At 35.9% G+C, this 19,828-nt stretch carries 18 protein-coding genes; all 18 read right to left on the minus strand.

The window, feature by feature from the left end; translation table 11 throughout:
- Positions 1 to 67 precede the first annotated feature (67 nt).
- Positions 68 to 673, minus strand: coding sequence for an HAD family hydrolase (locus BM183_RS04185; protein ID WP_091684648.1), 606 nt, complete (start codon positions 671 to 673; stop codon positions 68 to 70).
- A 210-nt stretch (positions 674 to 883) separates the two neighbouring features.
- The gene (locus BM183_RS20480) at positions 884 to 1,666 is read right to left on the minus strand and encodes a cell wall hydrolase (protein WP_139221478.1); all 783 of its coding nucleotides are present in this window, start codon (positions 1,664 to 1,666) and stop codon (positions 884 to 886) included.
- 331 nt (positions 1,667 to 1,997) lie between these two features.
- Complete coding sequence (gene rfbB, locus BM183_RS04195) at positions 1,998 to 3,071, minus strand: dTDP-glucose 4,6-dehydratase (protein WP_091684650.1); 1,074 nt, start codon at positions 3,069 to 3,071, stop codon at positions 1,998 to 2,000.
- Between the two features lie 76 nt (positions 3,072 to 3,147).
- Positions 3,148 to 4,023, minus strand: a complete 876-nt coding sequence (rfbD, locus tag BM183_RS04200) for a dTDP-4-dehydrorhamnose reductase (RefSeq protein ID WP_091684652.1) — start codon at positions 4,021 to 4,023, stop codon at positions 3,148 to 3,150.
- 13 nt (positions 4,024 to 4,036) lie between these two features.
- The gene (gene rfbC, locus BM183_RS04205) at positions 4,037 to 4,582 is read right to left on the minus strand and encodes a dTDP-4-dehydrorhamnose 3,5-epimerase (protein WP_091684654.1); all 546 of its coding nucleotides are present in this window, start codon (positions 4,580 to 4,582) and stop codon (positions 4,037 to 4,039) included.
- Between the two features lie 48 nt (positions 4,583 to 4,630).
- The gene (gene rfbA, locus BM183_RS04210) at positions 4,631 to 5,500 is read right to left on the minus strand and encodes a glucose-1-phosphate thymidylyltransferase RfbA (protein WP_091684656.1); all 870 of its coding nucleotides are present in this window, start codon (positions 5,498 to 5,500) and stop codon (positions 4,631 to 4,633) included.
- Positions 5,501 to 5,717: 217 nt separating this feature from the next.
- The gene (locus BM183_RS04215; protein WP_207650128.1) at positions 5,718 to 6,074 is read right to left on the minus strand and encodes a YbaN family protein; all 357 of its coding nucleotides are present in this window, start codon (positions 6,072 to 6,074) and stop codon (positions 5,718 to 5,720) included.
- A 100-nt stretch (positions 6,075 to 6,174) separates the two neighbouring features.
- Positions 6,175 to 7,377: a DUF438 domain-containing protein gene (locus BM183_RS04220; RefSeq protein ID WP_091684660.1), complete on the minus strand. Its 1,203-nt coding sequence runs from the start codon at positions 7,375 to 7,377 to the stop codon at positions 6,175 to 6,177.
- A gap of 11 nt (positions 7,378 to 7,388) precedes the next feature.
- Entirely contained in the window at positions 7,389 to 7,619 is a 231-nt protein-coding gene (locus BM183_RS04225) for a DUF1858 domain-containing protein (RefSeq protein ID WP_091684662.1), read from the minus strand.
- A gap of 33 nt (positions 7,620 to 7,652) precedes the next feature.
- Positions 7,653 to 8,342 (minus strand): iron-sulfur cluster repair di-iron protein, encoded by a 690-nt coding sequence (gene ric / locus BM183_RS04230; RefSeq protein ID WP_091684663.1) that lies wholly within the window; start codon positions 8,340 to 8,342, stop codon positions 7,653 to 7,655.
- Positions 8,343 to 8,637: 295 nt separating this feature from the next.
- Positions 8,638 to 9,357: a Crp/Fnr family transcriptional regulator gene (locus BM183_RS04235; RefSeq protein WP_091684665.1), complete on the minus strand. Its 720-nt coding sequence runs from the start codon at positions 9,355 to 9,357 to the stop codon at positions 8,638 to 8,640.
- Between the two features lie 158 nt (positions 9,358 to 9,515).
- The gene (locus tag BM183_RS04240) at positions 9,516 to 10,706 is read right to left on the minus strand and encodes an anaerobic nitric oxide reductase flavorubredoxin (RefSeq protein WP_091684666.1); all 1,191 of its coding nucleotides are present in this window, start codon (positions 10,704 to 10,706) and stop codon (positions 9,516 to 9,518) included.
- Between the two features lie 194 nt (positions 10,707 to 10,900).
- A complete protein-coding gene (gene acnA / locus BM183_RS04245) occupies positions 10,901 to 13,615 on the minus strand; it encodes an aconitate hydratase AcnA (RefSeq protein WP_091684668.1) in 2,715 nt (904 codons plus the stop codon).
- A gap of 161 nt (positions 13,616 to 13,776) precedes the next feature.
- A complete protein-coding gene (locus BM183_RS04250) occupies positions 13,777 to 14,400 on the minus strand; it encodes a DUF47 domain-containing protein (protein WP_091684670.1) in 624 nt (207 codons plus the stop codon).
- 107 nt (positions 14,401 to 14,507) lie between these two features.
- Positions 14,508 to 15,560: an inorganic phosphate transporter gene (locus tag BM183_RS04255; protein ID WP_091684672.1), complete on the minus strand. Its 1,053-nt coding sequence runs from the start codon at positions 15,558 to 15,560 to the stop codon at positions 14,508 to 14,510.
- 233 nt (positions 15,561 to 15,793) lie between these two features.
- The gene (hydF, locus tag BM183_RS04260; RefSeq protein WP_091684673.1) at positions 15,794 to 16,984 is read right to left on the minus strand and encodes a [FeFe] hydrogenase H-cluster maturation GTPase HydF; all 1,191 of its coding nucleotides are present in this window, start codon (positions 16,982 to 16,984) and stop codon (positions 15,794 to 15,796) included.
- A gap of 30 nt (positions 16,985 to 17,014) precedes the next feature.
- On the minus strand, positions 17,015 to 18,433 hold the full coding sequence (hydG, locus tag BM183_RS04265) for a [FeFe] hydrogenase H-cluster radical SAM maturase HydG (RefSeq protein ID WP_091684675.1): 1,419 nt from the start codon (positions 18,431 to 18,433) through the stop codon (positions 17,015 to 17,017).
- 116 nt (positions 18,434 to 18,549) lie between these two features.
- On the minus strand, positions 18,550 to 19,599 hold the full coding sequence (hydE, locus tag BM183_RS04270; RefSeq protein WP_091684676.1) for a [FeFe] hydrogenase H-cluster radical SAM maturase HydE: 1,050 nt from the start codon (positions 19,597 to 19,599) through the stop codon (positions 18,550 to 18,552).
- Positions 19,600 to 19,828 lie beyond the last annotated feature (229 nt).

The raw sequence follows: 19,828 nt of genomic DNA on the forward strand, positions 1-19,828 counted from the left end.
ACTTATTCCTTCCCTGGTCTAAATATTTAAGACATTATGTTATTTTAAATGAAATCTTTCTTTCTGTCTAGATATTAACACCAAGGGCTTTTAATTCTTCCACTGCTTTATCAAACTCTGTAAAATGAATGGTATGGAATCCAAAGGTTTTTGCCCCCTCAAGATTTGCCAGGGAATCATCAAGGAAAACCGCTTCCTTGGGATCAAATTGATATTTATCAATAAGCGCCCTGTATATCTCGGGTTCCGGCTTAATGTGATTTACTTCATAAGAAATTACTCCCCCATCTACATAGGGTATGAATTTAAAATGTGATCTGGCATAGGCAAAATTGGTCTTTCCATAATTGGATAACAGATATACATTATAACCATTTGCCTTAAGTTTTTTTACAAAGTCTGCAGAATAATCATATTCCATCACAAGCTTTTCAGGGCTTCCTTTTAATTTTCTGATTTCCTCAGCAACACCTGGATCATTGGCAATAAATGCGGCGATAAGTTCCTCATCACTTAAGATCCCTCTATCCTCTTCACCCCACTCTTTACTTAATACCGTCGCTTTACTTACCCTTTTTATAGTTTCCTCATCATACCCGCAATCTGTTAAGTATTCTTTCCAACGAAAATGTGCCATAACTTGTCCAATATCTAAAATAATTGTATTTATCATTAATAAATGCTCCTTTCATAGGTTGAAATTATAAAATTCTTACAACCTTCAAACATAATTTCGCTTTACTAGATCCTTAATAAAATAATAAACTGCCATTCTGAGAGTTCAAATTCAGCTTTGCTGAATTCTCCCGAACAATCTCACATTCTCAGTGAAATTCTTCGCCTAAACGGCTCAAAATGACAGTTTTACAACAACCTATTATACTTATTTAAATTGATGATTTCCTATTGTAAGAGTATGACCCTTTAATCTTCCGCTGAAAAATAAATACTTACTAAAATCTTTTTCCTTACCATCTAAGGTAATGGTTGTTTTTCCGCTTAATACTTCTTTAGCAGCCTGTATGCATTCTTTTTCATCTTCTGATGTAAATCTGCCCTTATCGTATTGATCTAACGCTCTATCCAGTGAACCATTTCTTACAGGGCTGAATTGATAGCTTTGATATACAACTCCCTTAACTGTATCAGGAAATGAACCAGATTTTACACGATTCATAATTACAATACCAACTGCTACTTTTCCTTTATAGGATTCACTTCCTGCTTCGCAATATATGATAGCGGATAATAATCTAAGATCTGCTTCAGAATATTTTTTCTTTTTCTCTTCTTTTTTCTCCGCCTTTTTTTCTTTTGCTTTAACTTCTGCTTTTTTATCAGAATCTTCTGCTTTGGCTTTTTTTACTTCCTTAGCTTCTTTGTCTTCTGATTTTTTTTCTATATTATTTGTTTCTTTATTATCTTCTTCTGTTTGTTCCTGAGCAGCCTCTTCTGTTTTTGATGCATCTTCTTCTGTTACGGGTGCAACAACATTTGCTGCTTCAATTACTTTTGCTGCTTCTGTTGTATCTATTACCTCTGTCTCAGTCGCTTCTACTTGTTCTGTATTAACGGTTACTTCTTCTGTTGCATATGTGCTGATACTAGGAAATGCACATAATAAAATTCCTACACCCATACACAATACTAACTTTCTGAATCTCATATTAATCTCCTTTTAAAGCCTGATAAAGATAGTCATATCCTAAAATTATATTTCATATAATTAATAATTTAGGATAAAATATTTAAATCAAGTAATAATTATTTAATAATTATGTAATAATTATAACACCTTTTTGTAAAAAATCAAGTTATTTTTGGTATTTTAATTTTTTGGCGCTAGTATTGCATAAATACTGTGTTTGTATAATTATGTGTCAACCTCTTCAAGAACATGAAAACATAAAAATGGCGAAGAATCATTTATTCAAAATTCTTCGCCATATTTTCGTTTATAAAATTATTACCTGCATACATTTATTTGGGATTTTTAGCTACTTATACATTTCTGCATAGTACTTTTGATAATCTCCGCTTGTTACATGAGCCATCCATTCTTGATTCTCAAGATACCATTGTATAGTTAAGCGGATACCTTCTGCAAACATTGTTTCCGGTTCCCAGCCAATTTCAGCTTTTATTTTGTCAGGAGCAATGGCATATCGTCTGTCATGGCCTTTACGGTCTTCTACATACTGAATCAGATTCTGATTCAGATGTTCCCTACGGGAATCATTCTCCGGTAAAAGTTCAGACAATGTTTGAATAATCAAATGAACAATCTCAATATTCTGCTTTTCATTATGTCCGCCTACATTATAGACTTCACCTGGTTTTCCTTGTTCCATTACCATATCAATTGCCTTAGCATGGTCTTTCACATATAACCAATCCCTTACATTTTTACCGTCACCATAGACAGGAAGTTTCTTTCCAAGCAATGCATTGTTAATTATTAAAGGAATTAATTTTTCAGGAAATTGATAAGCCCCATAATTGTTACTGCATCTCGTTATATTAGCAGGAAAATGGAATGTGTCTATGTAAGACTTTACCAGCATATCTGCAGATGCTTTGCTTGCGGAATAAGGACTGTGGGGATCTAGTGGTGTTGTCTCATAAAAATACCCGCCTTCATCATCCAGAGAACCATATACTTCATCTGTGGAAACCTGAAGATATTTTTTATCTTCCTTATATCCCTCTTCTGTTTCCCAGGCACATTTAGCTGCATCTAAAAGATTTAAAGTGCCCATTACATTGGTACTAACAAATACCTGTGGATTACGTATGCTGCGGTCTACGTGGCTTTCAGCCGCAAAATGAACAACTCTGTCAATATCATACTTTTGAAAGATTTCATGAATAGCATCTTTGTTACAAATGTCTTCTTTTATAAATGTATAATTAGATCTGTTCTCTATAGCAGTCAGATTTTCAGGATTTCCTGCATAGGTAAGGCAATCCACATTTATAATGTGAATGTTATTCTGATATTTTTCAAACATGTAATGAATGTAGTTGGAACCTATAAACCCGGAGCCTCCGGTTACTAAATATGTTTTCACAATTGTCCTCCTGTTGTTTTATTCTTTATCCAAAAGGTCAAAGGTTACAAGCTTGTAAACTTTCCCTTCCTTTCTATTATATCTTATCTTTCATGTACTCTTGTAAAGCATCCTTCCAGGGTTTCATGTAGTAATCCAGTTCCTTTAATTTTTTATTCTCAAGAACTGAGTACTTTGGCCTTTTTGCCGGTGTTGGATATTCTTCCGTGGTAAGGGATTTTACTTTCACTGCTTTACCTGCTAACCGGTATATCTCTGTAGCAAATTCATACCAGGTTGCAATACCTTCACAAGTTCCATGATAAAGCCCATAATTTTCTGTGTTCATTAAGAATACTATGGCTTTGGCTAATTCCTGTGCACTGGTTGGAGTTCCGAACTGGTCTCTCACTACACCAACTTCCACTTTATCCTCTGCCAATCGAAGCATGGTATTTACAAAGTTCTTTCCTTCACCATATAACCAGGCAGTACGTATAATGAAGAACTTTTCGCAGTGATTTTGTACCAACCTTTCCCCCTCTAATTTAGTTTGGCCATACACCGTTTGGGGATTGGTCTCATCTTCTTCTGTATATGGAGTCTTCTTTTCGCCATTAAATACATAATCTGTTGAGATATGGATGAATTTTGCATCAATGGCATGAGCAGCAACAGCCAGATTCTTTGGCCCTAAAGCATTCATTTCATATGCCTTTTCCTTCTCGCTTTCGCATAAATCTACTGCTGTATGAGCAGCACAATTCACGATAATATCCGGGTTTAAATCTTGTACTATATTGGTAACTGCTAGTGGATTGGTGATATCCAGAAGTACGGGACAATAAGCTGTGGGCTCTCTACTGCTGGTGTTAAGGATTATAGTGTCTGAATCTAACTGTTCTTTTAATACGGAATTCAGTGCCCGTCCTAACTGTCCGTTGGCACCGGTTATTAAAATACTTTTCTTCATTGTAACTATCTCCTTATATGATCTCCCTAAAGTTTTTTTGTCTTAAGTCCTTCTCTGATATTATGATATCCATATCCTTTATAGGCCAGTCTATATTTAAGTCTTTATCATTCCAGATAATACCTCCCTCATCCTCCGGGTGATAAAAATCTGTACATTTGTAGGCGAATTCAGCTTCTTCCGACAGTACCAAAAAGCCATGTGCAAAGCCTTCCGGAACGTAGAATTGTCTTTTGTTTTCCTCAGATAAATATTCGCCGTGCCACTTCCCAAAGGTTTTCGAACCGGGTCTAATATCTACTACCACATCAAATACTTCACCTTTTAGCACGCGAACCAATTTACCCTGCGGATGCTTTATTTGATAATGCAGTCCCCTAAGAACGCCTTTTTTAGATAACGACTGATTATCCTGTACAAACACCTGAGAAAGCCCTGCATTCTTAAAATCCTCATAATTATAGGTTTCCATAAAGTAACCCCGATTGTCCCCAATACATTTCGGTTCTATTACATACAGCCCTTCTATATCCAGTTTAATAAAATTAAATTGTCCCATTTTATATCTCCTATAAATCCATTTCTTCTATGATGTGATTTATCCAAGCTATAAGCCTTTGGATACATCAACTAAATATTTACCATAATCTGTTTGTAAAAGTGGCTCTGCCAACTTAAGCAATTGCTCCTTGCTGATATAGCCTTTCTTATATGCAATTTCTTCAATACAGGAAATATACAGTCCCTGTCTTTTCTGAATGGAAGCTACATAATTAGCTGCATCCAATAAGGAATCATGATTACCTGTATCCAGCCAAGCCATACCGCGTCCCAAAGTCTCCACCTTTAAATCACCTGATTCTAAATAAGCGTTATTCACAGTGGTTATTTCAATTTCACCTCTTGCAGACGGTTTCACATCTTTTGCAATCCCAATAACTCGATTATCATAAAAATAAAGACCGGGAACTGCAAAATTGGACTTGGGATTCTTTGGCTTTTCTTCAATGGATATTGCTTTACCCTCTTTATCAAACTCTACCACACCGTACGCTCTCGGATCTCTTACGTAATATCCGAATATAGTCGCACCTGTTTCTCTTGCAACTGCTCTTTCCAAAGTAGCAGTAAAACTTCGTCCATAGAATATATTATCTCCCAGAATTAATGCCACCCTGTCATTTCCAATAAATTGTTCCCCAATAATAAATGCTTCTGCAAGACCTCTTGGCTCATTTTGCACAGCATAGGAAAATGACATGCCAATATTGCCGCCGTCTCCCAATAATTGTTCAAAAACCGGCAAATCTCTTGGAGTGGAGATTATCAACACCTCTCTGATACCCGCTAGCATTAATACGGATAATGGATAGTATATCATTGGTTTATCATAAATTGGCAGTATTTGTTTTGACACTGCTTTGGTAATCGGATAAAGTCTTGTGCCGGAACCACCTGCCAGAATAATTCCTTTCATAATAGCCTCCTGTGTTGTTCTTACTTTATTGTATATATTGTAATAACATTGTACTCACATTGTACTAGCATTCTAGCTTATTTTACCACACATTCATATAAATGTCTTTTCTTTTTTACAAATATAAAAATATGTAAAAAGCTAACCTTGCATAGAATGTTTCTTAGCAATGGTTAGCTTTTGGGGTTTATATATGTTTCTTATTTTATACAATTATCTATTTGGTTTTCATTCTGCCCAAATAAATGGATACGCAAACAGCAATGATCAATAAAATACTGTTTAATATTATATTTTGAATTAAAAACATAGACAGAATAATTCCTGCCCACAGAGTTATTATAGCTTTTATTTTAACCTCTTTCGGAATACCAGTATTATTCTCGTAGTTTTCTATGTAACTACCAAAGAATTTACTTTTCTTTAGCCATGCCGAAAGCCTGGGGCTGCTTATGGAAAAACAGCCGCCGGCTAACAGCACGAAAGGTGTGGTAGGTAAAACAGGAACGAATACACCGATTGCTCCAAGTATAACTGAAATCAGCCCTATTATTAATAAAATGGTATTTTTCATACTTACCCCCATTGCATATAATATCTCTTGCAGTTGTGATTTTTCTTGCAGTTTAGTATACTTAATTTCTTTAAACCTTTTCCTATTTACTCCATAACCTTTATTCAGATAATAATCTTTTCTCTCCGGTTATCTCCTGTATTGGTTTTATATCTTGTGTTACTTCCAACACTCCCAGATATTCTCCTTCCGGACTGCGCACTGCAAAATAGCGGATGTATATATATTTCTCCCCTGCATTAATCCAGAAATCTTCATGGTTTTTCTTACCTGACTTAAAATCTTCCACGATTTTCTCAACAATATGAACACTTGAAGGGGGATGACAGTTGGAGACATTTCGTCCGATGATTGCCTTTGTACGGGGGAATATTCTCTCTGAACTTTGTGAAAAGTATTTTACCACATCATTTTTATCCACAAAGGTTATGTCAAAAGGAAGTGTATTTAACATACATGTTAATTCTTCTACCTTTAGAACTCCTGAGGGCAAGTTAATTGCTCCCGGTTCTTTGGCCTCTTCCTTTATTTCTTCTTTAGCTTCTTTTGCAGGATTCCATATAGGTACTTTATCTACTAGATATTCGATTTCATCTCCATCCTTTGCTATGGATTTCCATTCATCCTGGGTTAACTTTTCAAGAAGCATTGGAAGAAGAATATTTTCTTCTTTAAAAATCATCTCATTTATTTTATCAATTAGTGTATTTATCTTATCTTTTATAACATTGGTATCATCTGGTGTTTCCACCAATAAACCTTTTATTTCTTTAATCTGTTCGCGAATCTCATCATCCACTCCCCACATAACTTTTGGAGGGGCGGTAATTCCGTACTTTTCTAAGAAAGGAAAGAATAAGTTTTCTTTTCTTTGATAATGAAGGTTAATCTTTGATAAACTTTCAATACCTTTGATTAATTCTTTTAAATTTTTATCCTTTAAATCATGATAATATGGTTTTATTTCTTTTTCAAGAATTTTTTCAATGACTCTGTTCTCCCGGATCAGAGTATTGGCAGGATGTCCCGGTATCTGCTTCTGGTCTGTGGGCTGATGAATTTCTTCAATAGAGCCTTTAAATACTGCTGCATGAACATCACATAATCTTTGGACCTCTGTAACCGGCAGCCCTTCCGCAATTAAAGCACCTTCTGCTTCGGATATTTCAGAAGCAGACACTCCTGAAAATGCTTCTTCAAATTGCTGTTTTACTTCTTCAACAGTTTTTCCTTCATGTAATTGCTTAATAACCTCTTTAATTACATTTTTCCGGTATTCTCTGTTATTAATACTTTCGCTCATAGGCAATCCTCCTATTCTTTTATTTCATATCCATGATTTATAAAACTTTCCTTAATGGTTTCCATAGGAATCTTTTTCATAACAGAACCTTTTGGTATGGTCATAAACCGGCCTGCAGTGTTTAACATTCCCGGGTTAGTTATGTCCTTGAACCCAAGTTCTTTTAAAATATCAGATATCTCATAATTATTATTACACAATTCATAAACTGTTTTATTTAGATCAATTACTTTTTCACCCATAAGCACCAAGCCTTTCTAGGTTAGTATATCTAATTATCTGTCAGAATATTGAATCAATAAGATATTATTTTCCAAATGGATGTGCTGATGTAAATCCTGTTCCAATTCTTCCAGCTTTTCATATGCTTTCTCAAAGGTTTTACAAGCGTCTTCCGGTAATTGATAATCTTTCGTTATACTTCTAAGTTCTCTAAGGACTTCTCCGGCAGCTTCATGCTCCGTAATAATTTCATGAGTAAGATCTTTTATTTCCTTTAAATTCTCCTCTGCCTCTCCTACAATAGGGAAGACCAAAGTTTCTTCTTTTAGTAAATGCTGTTCAAGATCTGCTTTTAATTGACCGAATAAACGATAAACATCGAATAGTTCCTTATGATTTTTGCCATGTGCTCTTAAAACAATACTAAGGAGCTCTGCTATTTCCGGTAATGCCTTACGAAGATAACTGTGGTGGGTATCTTCAATATAAGCGGATAATACTTCCGGGCTCATTTCTTTAAAATTATTTCCTTCACCGGAATAAAGATTCCTCCGTTCTTCTTCTGCCTGCTGTAATTTATCATATACTTCATCTTCGTATATATTTTGTTCTTTTAACACATCAGCAAGCAAACGATGTCCTCCACAGCAGTAATCAATTCCATATTCTTTAAAAATTTCCGTTGCCTTTGGTAACTCAGCTACTACTGCTCCAATTGTGTTATTTCTATCTTTTATATTCATAAGAATCCTCCTTTTGAGTTATAGCTGTTTTTACAGCGTCTTTATTAATTTCTGACCTAAGTATAACCTGAAAACAGATGGATTTCTGTGATTCTAATCATATTTATAAAGATATTAAAATTAATAATTATTTCATTCATAACATTTCAGAGGCTTTATTTTTATGTGCTGACAAAAGAAAAATAGCCGGCTATATTTCGATGTTCATCTCTATAACCGGTCATTCCTTCTATTTCACTATTCTTTATTAATATTATTGATTTTATTATTTTATTTAATTTACTCTTCTGGTAATTTAGATATCTCCCGCTATTTCCTTTATTACATCTTCCTCTTTCAGCAATATAGATTTATTACTTACCGATTGAATATATCCTTCACTTTCAAACTGCCCAAGCTTACGGCTGACAGTTTCTCTTGCAAGTCCCAGATAATTAGCCATTCCTTCACGGCTAAGAGGCAAACGAATGAGAATTCCTTCTGGAACTTTCTTACCGTACTTTTTAGAGAAATCCAGCAATAAAGAACTGACACGGGCATCCACACTCTTTGCACCAATATTTTGAATGGTATTTAGAAGCTGGGTTACTCTTTCCCCTAATTCTTCGATAATTTGCATGGCTATATTAGGATAATTGAGAATCAGCTGTGTAAAGTTCTCTTTTGAAAACATACAAACCTTAACTTTTTCTAACGCTTCTACTGTAAAGGTTGCGATTTGATCACGAAGTAAATATTGCTCTCCGAAAAAATCTCCTTCTGAGAACACATATAAGATTTGTTCTCTTCCGTCTGCTGTATATTTTAATGCTTTTGCACTTCCTTCATTAATAATAACAATAGAGTCTAATTTATCACCTTCTTTATAGATACAATCTCCCTTGCGGTATTCTCTATGGTGAATTAATGTTTCTACTTTCATGATATCTTCATGAGTAAGCGATGAAAAAATAGGTACTTTATGTATGCACAGTCGATTTTGGCAATGTGTGCAGTTTTTACTTATGGTGTTCATATTTTCGCCTCCTTTTTTTAAATTATAGCTTAAAAACTGTCACTTTGTAAAGCAAAGTGACAGTTTACGAAGAGTATATTATATTTCAATTCTTCTTTGATCAATTACTATATATAAAATTTACCGGTAAATGAATCTTAGCCTATTGTGAACAGGTGTTATTGTATAGCCTTTACAAAGTCCTTCCCGTATTCCTTTAGTACTTCTATTTCAGCATTATCAGGTACCCACAGGGATTTATGTCCATCGTTTACTATCTTAAATCCGCATTTATCTAATTCTTCCGTTAATAACTTTACAGCTTTTCCGCTCCAGCCATAACTTCCGAAGGCAGCTGCACTTTTTTCCTTAAATTTCAGCCCCTTTATCATCTCCAGAAGTCCGCCAATGGAATGTAAATATCCACCGTTTATTTCCGGTGAGCCTATAAGGATTGCTTTGGATTTAAACACCTCAGATAAAATATCATTTTTATCTTCTATAGCAGAGTTAAATAATTTAACGGTAACTGCAGGATCAGCTTCTTGTATGCCTTCTGCAATGGCTTCCGCCATTTTTCTGGTAGAGTTCCACATAGTATCGTAGATTAATGTAATCTGATTTTCCTGATAATTGTCTGCCCATTTTAAATAATGTTCAATGATTTGAGCAGGGTTCTCTTTCCATATAACTCCGTGGCTGGTGCAAATGTAATCCACCGGTAAATTAAGGGCTAAAACTTCTTTTATCTTCTTTATTACCAATGAACTGAATGGAGTAAGAATATTAGCATAATATTTTAATGCTTCCGCATAAAGTTCTTCCTTATCAACCCGGTCATTATACATGGTTTCTGTGGCATAGTGCTGTCCAAATGCATCGTTACTAAAAAGTATATTTTCACCGGTCATATACGTAAACATACTGTCCGGCCAGTGAAGCATAGGAGCTTCCACAAATACCAGCTTACTTTCACCAATATCAAGGGAATCACCGGTTTTAACCGTTACAAAATTCCAGTCTTCATGATAATGGCCTTTTAGAATCTTGGCACCATTGGCAGTACAATAAATTGGTGTGTTTGGAATTTCTCTCATAAGTTCCGGAAGTGCACCGCTATGATCAATTTCTCCATGATTTGCGACGATATAATCAATTTCTTTTAAATCAATCTCTTTCTTTAATCTTGATACAAACTCCTTATCATATGGCTGCCATACCGTATCAATTAATACTGTCTTTTTATCTCTGATTAAATACGAATTATATGATGAACCTTTTTTTGTAGAAAGTTCCTGTCCATGAAAATTTTTTAACTCCCAATCTACTTTACCAACCCAGGTTACTTTGTCTGTTATTCTCTTTCCCATCTTTATTACCTCCAATCTTTATGACAATAATATAACAATATATTGTTCTCTAAACTATGATTCAAATCACACTTTTTTAATATTATGATTCTATCTAATTTGAGTAATGGAAATTCAATCATAAAAAGAGAAAGCTGCAAAATAAAAACTGTCATTCATATAGCATCTTGTTACCAATCTGTCTGGTGAAGAAATTAAGATGTTTTTAATTTTTCTCTTAATACCATCTGCAGGATTCCACCATGCCGGTAATATTCCTTTTCCACTTCAGAATCAAACCGCAAAATAGCAGAAAAGCTTTTCTTATGCTCATGGGTTCCCATTGCTTCTACCATTATTTTATCATGTGGTTTTACATTTTCATCAATTGTTACAGAGATTGTTTCTTCCCCTGTTAATCCTAAGCTGTCAGCTGATTCACCGGGTAAGAACTGCAGGGGCAGGATTCCCATCATAACCAGATTAGAGCGGTGAATACGCTCATAACTTTCTGCTATAACGGTTTTTACTCCCAGAAGGCTTGGCCCTTTGGCTGCCCAGTCTCTGGAAGAGCCCATACCGTAATCTTTTCCTGCAAGAATCACTAATCCTATGTTTTCCTTTTTATATTTCATAGCTGCATCATAGATAGACATTATCTCATTGGTTGGCCAATAGGTGGTAAAACTTCCTTCTGTACCAGGAGCCAGTTGATTGCGTATACGGATATTAGCAAAGGTTCCTCGCATCATTACTTCATGATTGCCCCTTCTTGCCCCGTAAGTGTTAAAGTCTTCCTGTTCTACCCCATGTTCCAGTAAATATTTTGCAGCAGGAGTATTCTTACCGATAGCACCGGCGGGAGATATATGGTCTGTCGTAATGGAGTCACCAAATTTTCCCAATACCCTCATATTTATAAGTGGTTTTAAAGCACCCGGCTCTTTGGATAGATTGGTGAAATAATCGGGATTTTGAATATAGGTTGAATTCTCATCAAACTTATATAATGGACTATCTCCTGCTTTCATATGATTCCATACTTCATTATTCTCATAAACTGTCTCATACTCTTTGCTGAATAATTCCGGTTTTACACATTGGATCAATACTTTTTGAATTTCTGTTTCTTCCGGCCAAATATCTTTTAAGAATACAGGATTATCATCTTGGTCTTTGCCTAAAGGTTCTTTTTGAAGATCTATATTAACGGTTCCAGCTAAGGCATAAGCCACCACCAATATAGGTGAAGCCAAATAGTTTGCTTTTACCAGTTGGTGAATACGCCCTTCAAAGTTACGGTTTCCGGACAATACAGAAGCTACTAATAAATCATTCTTAATAATCACATCATCAATTTCCGGCAATAAAGGTCCTGAGTTGCCGATGCAGGTGGCACAGCCATAACCAACGGTATAAAATCCAAGCCTGTCTAAATATTTCTGTAAACCTGCTTCCTCCAAATAATCGGTTACAACCTTAGAACCCGGCGCTAAAGAGGTTTTTACGTGAGCAGGTACAGAAAGACCTTTCTCCACTGCCTTCTTAGCAAGGAGCCCGGCTCCCAGCAATACATATGGGTTAGAGGTATTTGTACAGGAAGTAATAGAAGCAATAACAATACTTCCGGTTTCCATAGTACTCTTTCTTCCATCTTTTAATACAACTTCCGGTTTTTTATTAAATTCCTCATCACTTAGTCCATGTCCTTTATTCCCCAAAGGTGCAGTAACAGACTTGTGAAATTCTTCCTTCATATGGTTTAGAAGTATTCTATCCTGAGGACGTTTTGGCCCTGCCAGTGACGGTTCAATCTTTGATAAGTCTACCTCTATTACCTCTGTATAGATGGGTTCCTCTTTTTCCTCAAAGAACATTCCATTTTCCTGTAAATATCTTCTTACTAATGTAATATGTTCTTCTTCTCGTCCTGTTAGTTTAAGATAAGCCAAGGTTTCTTCGTCCACCGGAAAATATCCGCAGGTAGCACCGTACTCAGGAGCCATGTTGGCAACGGTTGCCCGGTCTGCCAAAGGAAGGTTACTTACTCCTTCTCCAAAGTACTCCACAAATTTACTGACTACGCCTTTCTCACGCAATATCTTAGTCATGTATAGGGCAAGATCTGTAGCTGTTGCACCTGCCGGTAAATTTCCTGTCAAACGAACTCCAATAACTTCCGGAACAGGAAAATAAGAAGGCTGCCCTAACATTCCTGCTTCTGCTTCGATTCCACCAACACCCCATCCAAGTACTCCAAGACCATTAATCATTGTAGTATGGGAATCCGTTCCAACCAAGGTATCTGGAAATACCACAGTTTTATCATCCTCTATTTTAGTACTGACTACTTTAGCCAGAAACTCCAAATTGACCTGATGGATAATTCCTGTAGCAGGAGGAACTACACTGAAATTATTAAATACTTTCTTTGCCCAGTTTAAGAATTCGTATCTTTCTTTATTACGTTCAAATTCTAATTTCATATTTTCATTAAGAGACTCTCTTGTACCATAGCAATCTACTTGAACAGAATGATCAATTACTAAATCTACCGGAACTTCCGGATTAATTTTATGAATCAAATCCTTAGAACCGCCTATACTTGCCATGGCATCCCGCATAGAGGCCAAATCTACAACTGCGGGAACACCAGTAAAGTCTTGTAAGATAACCCGTGATGGTTTAAAAGGGATTTCCCCTTGTTTCTTATGTTCCCTTGCCCAATCTGCCAGATTACGTATGTGCTCTTCCCGAACTCCAAATCCATCACATTGTCTTAAGAGGGATTCTAACAAAATTTTTATTGAGTATGGCAAATGATTGATGTCATAGCCTTCCTCTTTCAAAACAGCCAGACTATAGTAATGATAGGTTTTCCCCTGTAGTTGAAATTGCTTTTGTGCTTTCTCTTTTAAGTTTTGATTCATAAATATACCTCCTTAGATCCGAATTTACGTCCTCTCTTTTGTCCCTTTTAGGATAACCAATATAATATGATTATACCATAAATGTGTAAAAACTTACTATTAGGTAAAAAAATATGAGCTTATAATTCAGAATGACTGAACTTAAGCTCAAGATATTGTTATTAGGAATTCTTCATGATAACCGACTCGATTACATCGGACACTTCTTCACATGCGTCACAGCATTTTTCCAGGTGATCATAAATCTCAGTCCAAACTAATAATTCCACCGGATCTTTAGATTCACGGTAAAGTCTGGCAACGGTCTTGTAGTATAAACGATCTCCTTCTTCTTCTAAATCATTTACTTCAATCAGTTTTGCTTTTAATGAAGTTGATTTCTTATAATTATGGAATTCTTCTAAAGCTGTCTTAAGAGCAAGGCAGCATCTGGAAACTAATTTCGTAAACTGAAATATATCGGACTTCATAGTCTGCACATTGTATATATGAATTTTAATTAATACGTCCTCTACGGTATCGGTAATATCATCAATCTTTTGAGACAGGCTTACAATATCTTCTCTTTCAAGGGGTGCAATAAATTCTACAGCTAATTGATGCATTAATTCATGTTTTGCCAAGTCGGCAGTATGTTCAATTTTGTGAAGTTCTTCCAGTTTATTTTCAATAGTTTTTGTATTAAAATTCTCTAAGGTATCTTCTAAGATTTTAGAGGACTGACAGGAGTAATCTATTAATTCTACAAATTTCTTAAAATAATTATAATCTTTATTTTTAGCCATTGTTTTTTATATCCTTTCTTATATAGAAATCAAACCGATTCAGTTTTCCTTTACAAACCTTTTACATAATGTTTACCAAAATTTCATATTATTATAATATCAATCCGTTAAAATAACCGCATAAATAAAAGTGCCATTAGATAACCAATAATGCCACAACCCGGGAAAGTGAGTACCCATGCTAAAACCATTTCTTTTACGGTTCCCCAGTTGACAGAAGAGAGCCTTTTAGATGCGCCAACTCCCATGATGGCGGTAGTTTTTGTGTGGGTTGTACTAACCGGAATACCTCTGACGGAAGATATTAGTAATACGAAAGAAGCTGCAATATCTGCTGCAAAACCTTGGTATTTTTCTAACTTAACCATTCCCATTCCAACTGATTTTATAATCTTATATCCTCCAATGGAAGTTCCTAAAGCCATAACTACAGAGCATAAGATCATTAGCCAAACAGGAATTGTAAAATTTGTAACGTTTCCCTGTCCATTTGCTAAAAATACACCTAACAAGAATACACCCATGAACTTTTGTCCGTCTTGTGCTCCATGCATAAATGCCATAGAAGCAGCACCTGCAATTTGTGCACCGCTGAAAAATTCATTGGTCTTTCTGCGATCCATACCTTTACATATCACTTCAACTATTTTAGTAACAAAATAGCCTGCTGCAAATCCAGCTACCGTGGAAAAGATCAAACCAATTATTACTTTGATCCACTCGCCACCATTAATACCACCTAAGCCGCCTTGAAGAGCAATAGCAGAACCAGAAACTCCTGCAATAAGTGCATGACTCTCACTTGTTGGAATACCAAATGCCCAGGCAGCAGTTGCCCATAAAACAATTGCAAACAATGCAGCACAAAGTGCAACTAATGCATCCTTTGTATTACCTCCGAAATCTACCATATTATAAATGGTTTCTGCAACTGTAGCATTAACAATGGTCATAAATAATACTCCAAAGAAATTGAAAACAGCAGCTAATAAAATAGCCTTTTCTGGTCTTAAGCATCTGGTAGAAACGCAGGTTGCAATTGCATTGGGAGCATCTGTCCAACCATTCACCAGAATAACACCAAGTGTAAGAATAACTGTAATCAACAACGGCAAATTAGATGCCAGCTGATCCAGAAATTCAAACAAAGAAATTGTCATTTTTTAATACCTCCATAATGTATATGAATTTCAATGTGCCTCAATTATAATACCATGAAACTTACAACAATAAAAGAATTTTTTAAAATTACTGTTTTGGTAATAATTTAAAACCTTATAAAGTAAATGCAAAGCTATTATACCTTTTATTTTAGAATGACATTGTTTTTAAAACTTATGAATTTAAATAATATGCTCAATTATAATAGTTCTATACACTTAGTATTAAAATGTTAATATTCTATTTTGTCTAATATGCCTGTTAAATAAGCGATTACTACACCATAGTTTGTCATAGGAACTTTTTGGGTTTGTGCCTGTTCAATACGGTTCAATACATACTTTCGGTTAAACATACAGGCACCACACTGGATAATTAAATCATATGGGGACAGATCCGCCGGGAAATCTGAACCGCTTACTATATCAACAGTTAATCCCTCTCCAACCTTTTTTCTAAGCATATGTGGAATCTTTTCTCTTCCTATGTCTTCCGTCAAAGGTGCATGGGTACAGGCTTCTGCAATTAATACCTTCGAATTCTCAGTTAATTGTTCAATGGCTGCCGCACTTTCGGCATAGTAGTGAATGTCTCCTTTGTAGTTGGCAAATAGTACTGAAAAGGAAGTGAGCATGCTTTCTTTTGGCTTTTTATCATAGACAATTCTAAACACTTGGGAATCCGTAATGATCAATTTTGGGGGCTTCACAAAATTAGCCAGTGCCTGGTCTAATTTATCTGTGGTACAGCTTGAAACAATACACTTTTTATCCAGCAACTCCCTCAATGTTTGTACCTGCGGCAGTATTAGCCGTCCTTTTGGTGCCTGAATATCCTGAGGCATGACCAGTAATATGGTATCATTTTCTCCAGCAAGATTCCCTGTAATACTGGCAGCATCATAGTCCTCAGGAAGTTTTCTCATAATTTCTTCCCGGATATTTTCAATCCCAGTTTTATTCTTTGCACTGATGATTAAAGGCCTTTCTTTACATGATTCCTCAAATATCCGGGCAATATATTCTGCATTGATAATTTGATCAGCTTTATTAATTATGATTACAAAAGGGGTTTTTCTCTTCTTAAATAAATCAATCCAATATAATTCTTCCCTAATGTCCTCATCACAACAGACAATAAGTGCAATATCCGTTTTTTCCATTGCAAGTCTGGTCTTTTCTACACGCATAAGCCCTAAATGGCCTTCATCATCAAATCCTGGGGTGTCAATCAATACACAAGGCCCAATTCCGCAGATCTCCATGGTTTTATACACCGGATCTGTGGTTGTTCCTGCTACGTCGGAAACCAATGCCGTATTATGTCCCGTAATGGCATTAATTAATGTAGATTTTCCGCTGTTTCTCTTTCCAAATATTCCAATATGAAGGCGGTTCGCCCTTGGTGTATCATTTAGACTCATACTTGCATCTACCTTTCTCGAGTTATATTTTTAGAAACGGAAGTCCCTCTTTCCTTCATGTACCTGTACAAGATAATCTTTAGCAATGTCCTTTACTTTTTGATTGGTGATATGTTCTAGCTCTTTTTCAATAACCCCTTCTCCCTTAACTTTGGTATCCGGGTCTGCGTAATCTTCCAGATATTCTTTTAAAGTCATTAATGCATTTGGCTGACAGCAATTTACGATTTGTCCGGATTTTAAAAGACTCATAAAACGGTCTCCTGTTCTTCCTTCACGGTAACATGCTGTACAGAAACTTGGAATATAACCTAAGGTTAACAGCCAGTTGACTACCTGATTCAGAGGACGCTTATCATCTACATCAAATTGAGCTGAATTTTCTTCCTCTAATTCCGGTTCTGCATATCCACCTACGCTGGTCTTAGAGCCGCCGCTAATCTGGGTGATTCCAAGTTCCAATACCCTTTCTCTTGTTTTCTTGGATTCACGGGTTGAAACGATCATTCCGGTATAAGGAACCGCGATTCGAAGTACTGCTACAATTTTCTCAAATATTTCATCAGAGATACCGTCTTTAAAGTCTTCCGGATTAATGTCGTCTGCAGGACGAATTCTTGGAACACTTATGGTATGAGGGCCTACTCCCATAGCCGCCTCTAAATGCTCTGCGTGCATAAGCAAACCTACAAAATCATAACGGTACATATTTAATCCAAATAATACACCTAATCCTACATCATCAATTCCACCCTCCATTGCACGGTCCATTGCTTCTGTATGGAAAGCGTAGTTATGCTTTGGCCCTGTTGGATGAAGGTTTTCATAATTCTCTTTATGATAAGTTTCCTGGAATAATATATAAGTTCCTATTCCTGCTTCTTTCAGCTTTCTATAATTATCAATTGTTGTTGCCGCAATATTTACATTAACCCGGCGAATGGCTCCATTTTTATGTTTGATGGAATAAATGGTCTTAATACTTTCCAAAACATATTCAATGGGACTGTTTATCGGATCTTCTCCGGTTTCTAATGCAAGACGCTTATGTCCCATATCCTGTAATGCAATTACTTCTTCACGAATCTCATCCTGAGTCAGTTTCTTTCTTGTAATATGCTTATTTTTATAATGATAAGGACAGTAAACACAGCCATTCACACAATAATTGGATAAGTAAAGGGGTGCAAACATAACAATACGGTTCCCATAGAATCTTAGTTTAATTTCCTTAGCAAGTGTATAAATCTTCTGAATCTCATCTTCTAAATCACACTCCAATAAAACTGCGGCTTCCCGGTGGGAAATTCCATTCATTAATTTAGCCTTTTCAATAATGCTTTCAATTAACGGACGGTTACTCTTGTTTTCTTTTGCATATTCTATAGTTTCCAGTATCTCTTCATGGCTAATAAATTCCTCAGCCTTTTTTGATTTTACATCATACATAATCTGCATCTCCTTACTATACTTTCGTTAACATTGCTTAAATCTATATTTAAAAATTCATATTTATAACCGTTTTCAAACTTATAAGTATCCTTATAATAATTATACTGATTTTATTATAGAGGCTTCATATCTCCCCGTTCTGCTACTATTTCATATCCGATCCGGTTCATGCGGTTTTGCAGGCAGAATTTACATTCAGCAGCTTCGTCACCGGTACATATTTTATTATCATAAAGTTCATATTGTTTACGGACAGAAACCGGAGATAAGTTTGGCATAACTACATTGGCTCCGGATAATATGCCATTCTCTCTTCCTAAAGGATTAATGGTTCCCAATGCGGTAGTTGCCGGTATTAATGCGTTTGGAGCGATCAATCGTAATATACTTAATAATACCAGCGTGAGCTCATAAGAACCCGCTTTTTCCTTTGCAAAGGGCGTTTCATGATGAGGTAAAAATGGCCCAATTCCAATCATGGAAGGGGATAATTCTTTTACAAAAAGTAAATCTTCTGCCAGATTCTCCATAGTTTGATAAGGGGAACCTACCATGAACCCACAGCCAACTTGAAAACCTAAGGACTTTAGATTTCTTAAGCATTCCTTTCTATTCTGTAAGGTTTGATTAGCCGGATGGAGCTTCCCAAAGTGTTCTTCGTTGGCAGTTTCATGCCGTAACAAATAACGGTCTGCCCCCGCTTCACGAAATCTTTTATACGATTCATAACTTCTTTCTCCAAGGGATAAGGTCAGGGCACAATCAGGGTAACCTTTTTTAATAGCTGTAATGATGTCAACCAGCATATCATCTGTAAAATGTCCATCCTCTCCGCCTTGCAGCACAAAAGTACGAAAACCCAAATCATATCCTTGCTCACAGCAGCTTAGTATATCTTCTTTGGTCAGGCGGTAACGGACTACATTCCTGTTGCTTCGCCGTATACCGCAATAATAACAGTCATTTTTACAGTAATTTGTAAATTCAATTAAACCTCTGGTATAGATTTTATTATCATAATATTTATTTGCAATTTTACGGGCCTTTTCTTTGAGATACTCTGCATCTTCTTTCGAGTAATTAGACAGCAATTCTATATATTCTTCTCTGGATAAACAGCCTTGTGCTTCTAAAGTATCAATCAATGCTTTTATATTTGCCATAGTCAGCTCGCTTTCTTAAAATTGGTAGTAGTATGAATCAGAAACCGTCAAAGGGGATATTCGTGATCCGCTTCGCTGCTTGCTTTATAACCTCATTGCCACTACGTGGCATTTCAGCAGGAGCTTAAACTCCTGCTGAAACAGGCAAGTCCTTACCTGATGAGGTTAAATAAAAAAATCCTCGGCCGGGGTGGCACAAGGATTGGGTATCATAGATATAATAGCCTTA

The sequence above is a fragment of the Anaerocolumna aminovalerica genome (genome assembly GCF_900115365.1).
GTDB classification, from domain to species: Bacteria; Bacillota; Clostridia; order Lachnospirales; family Lachnospiraceae; genus Anaerocolumna; species Anaerocolumna aminovalerica.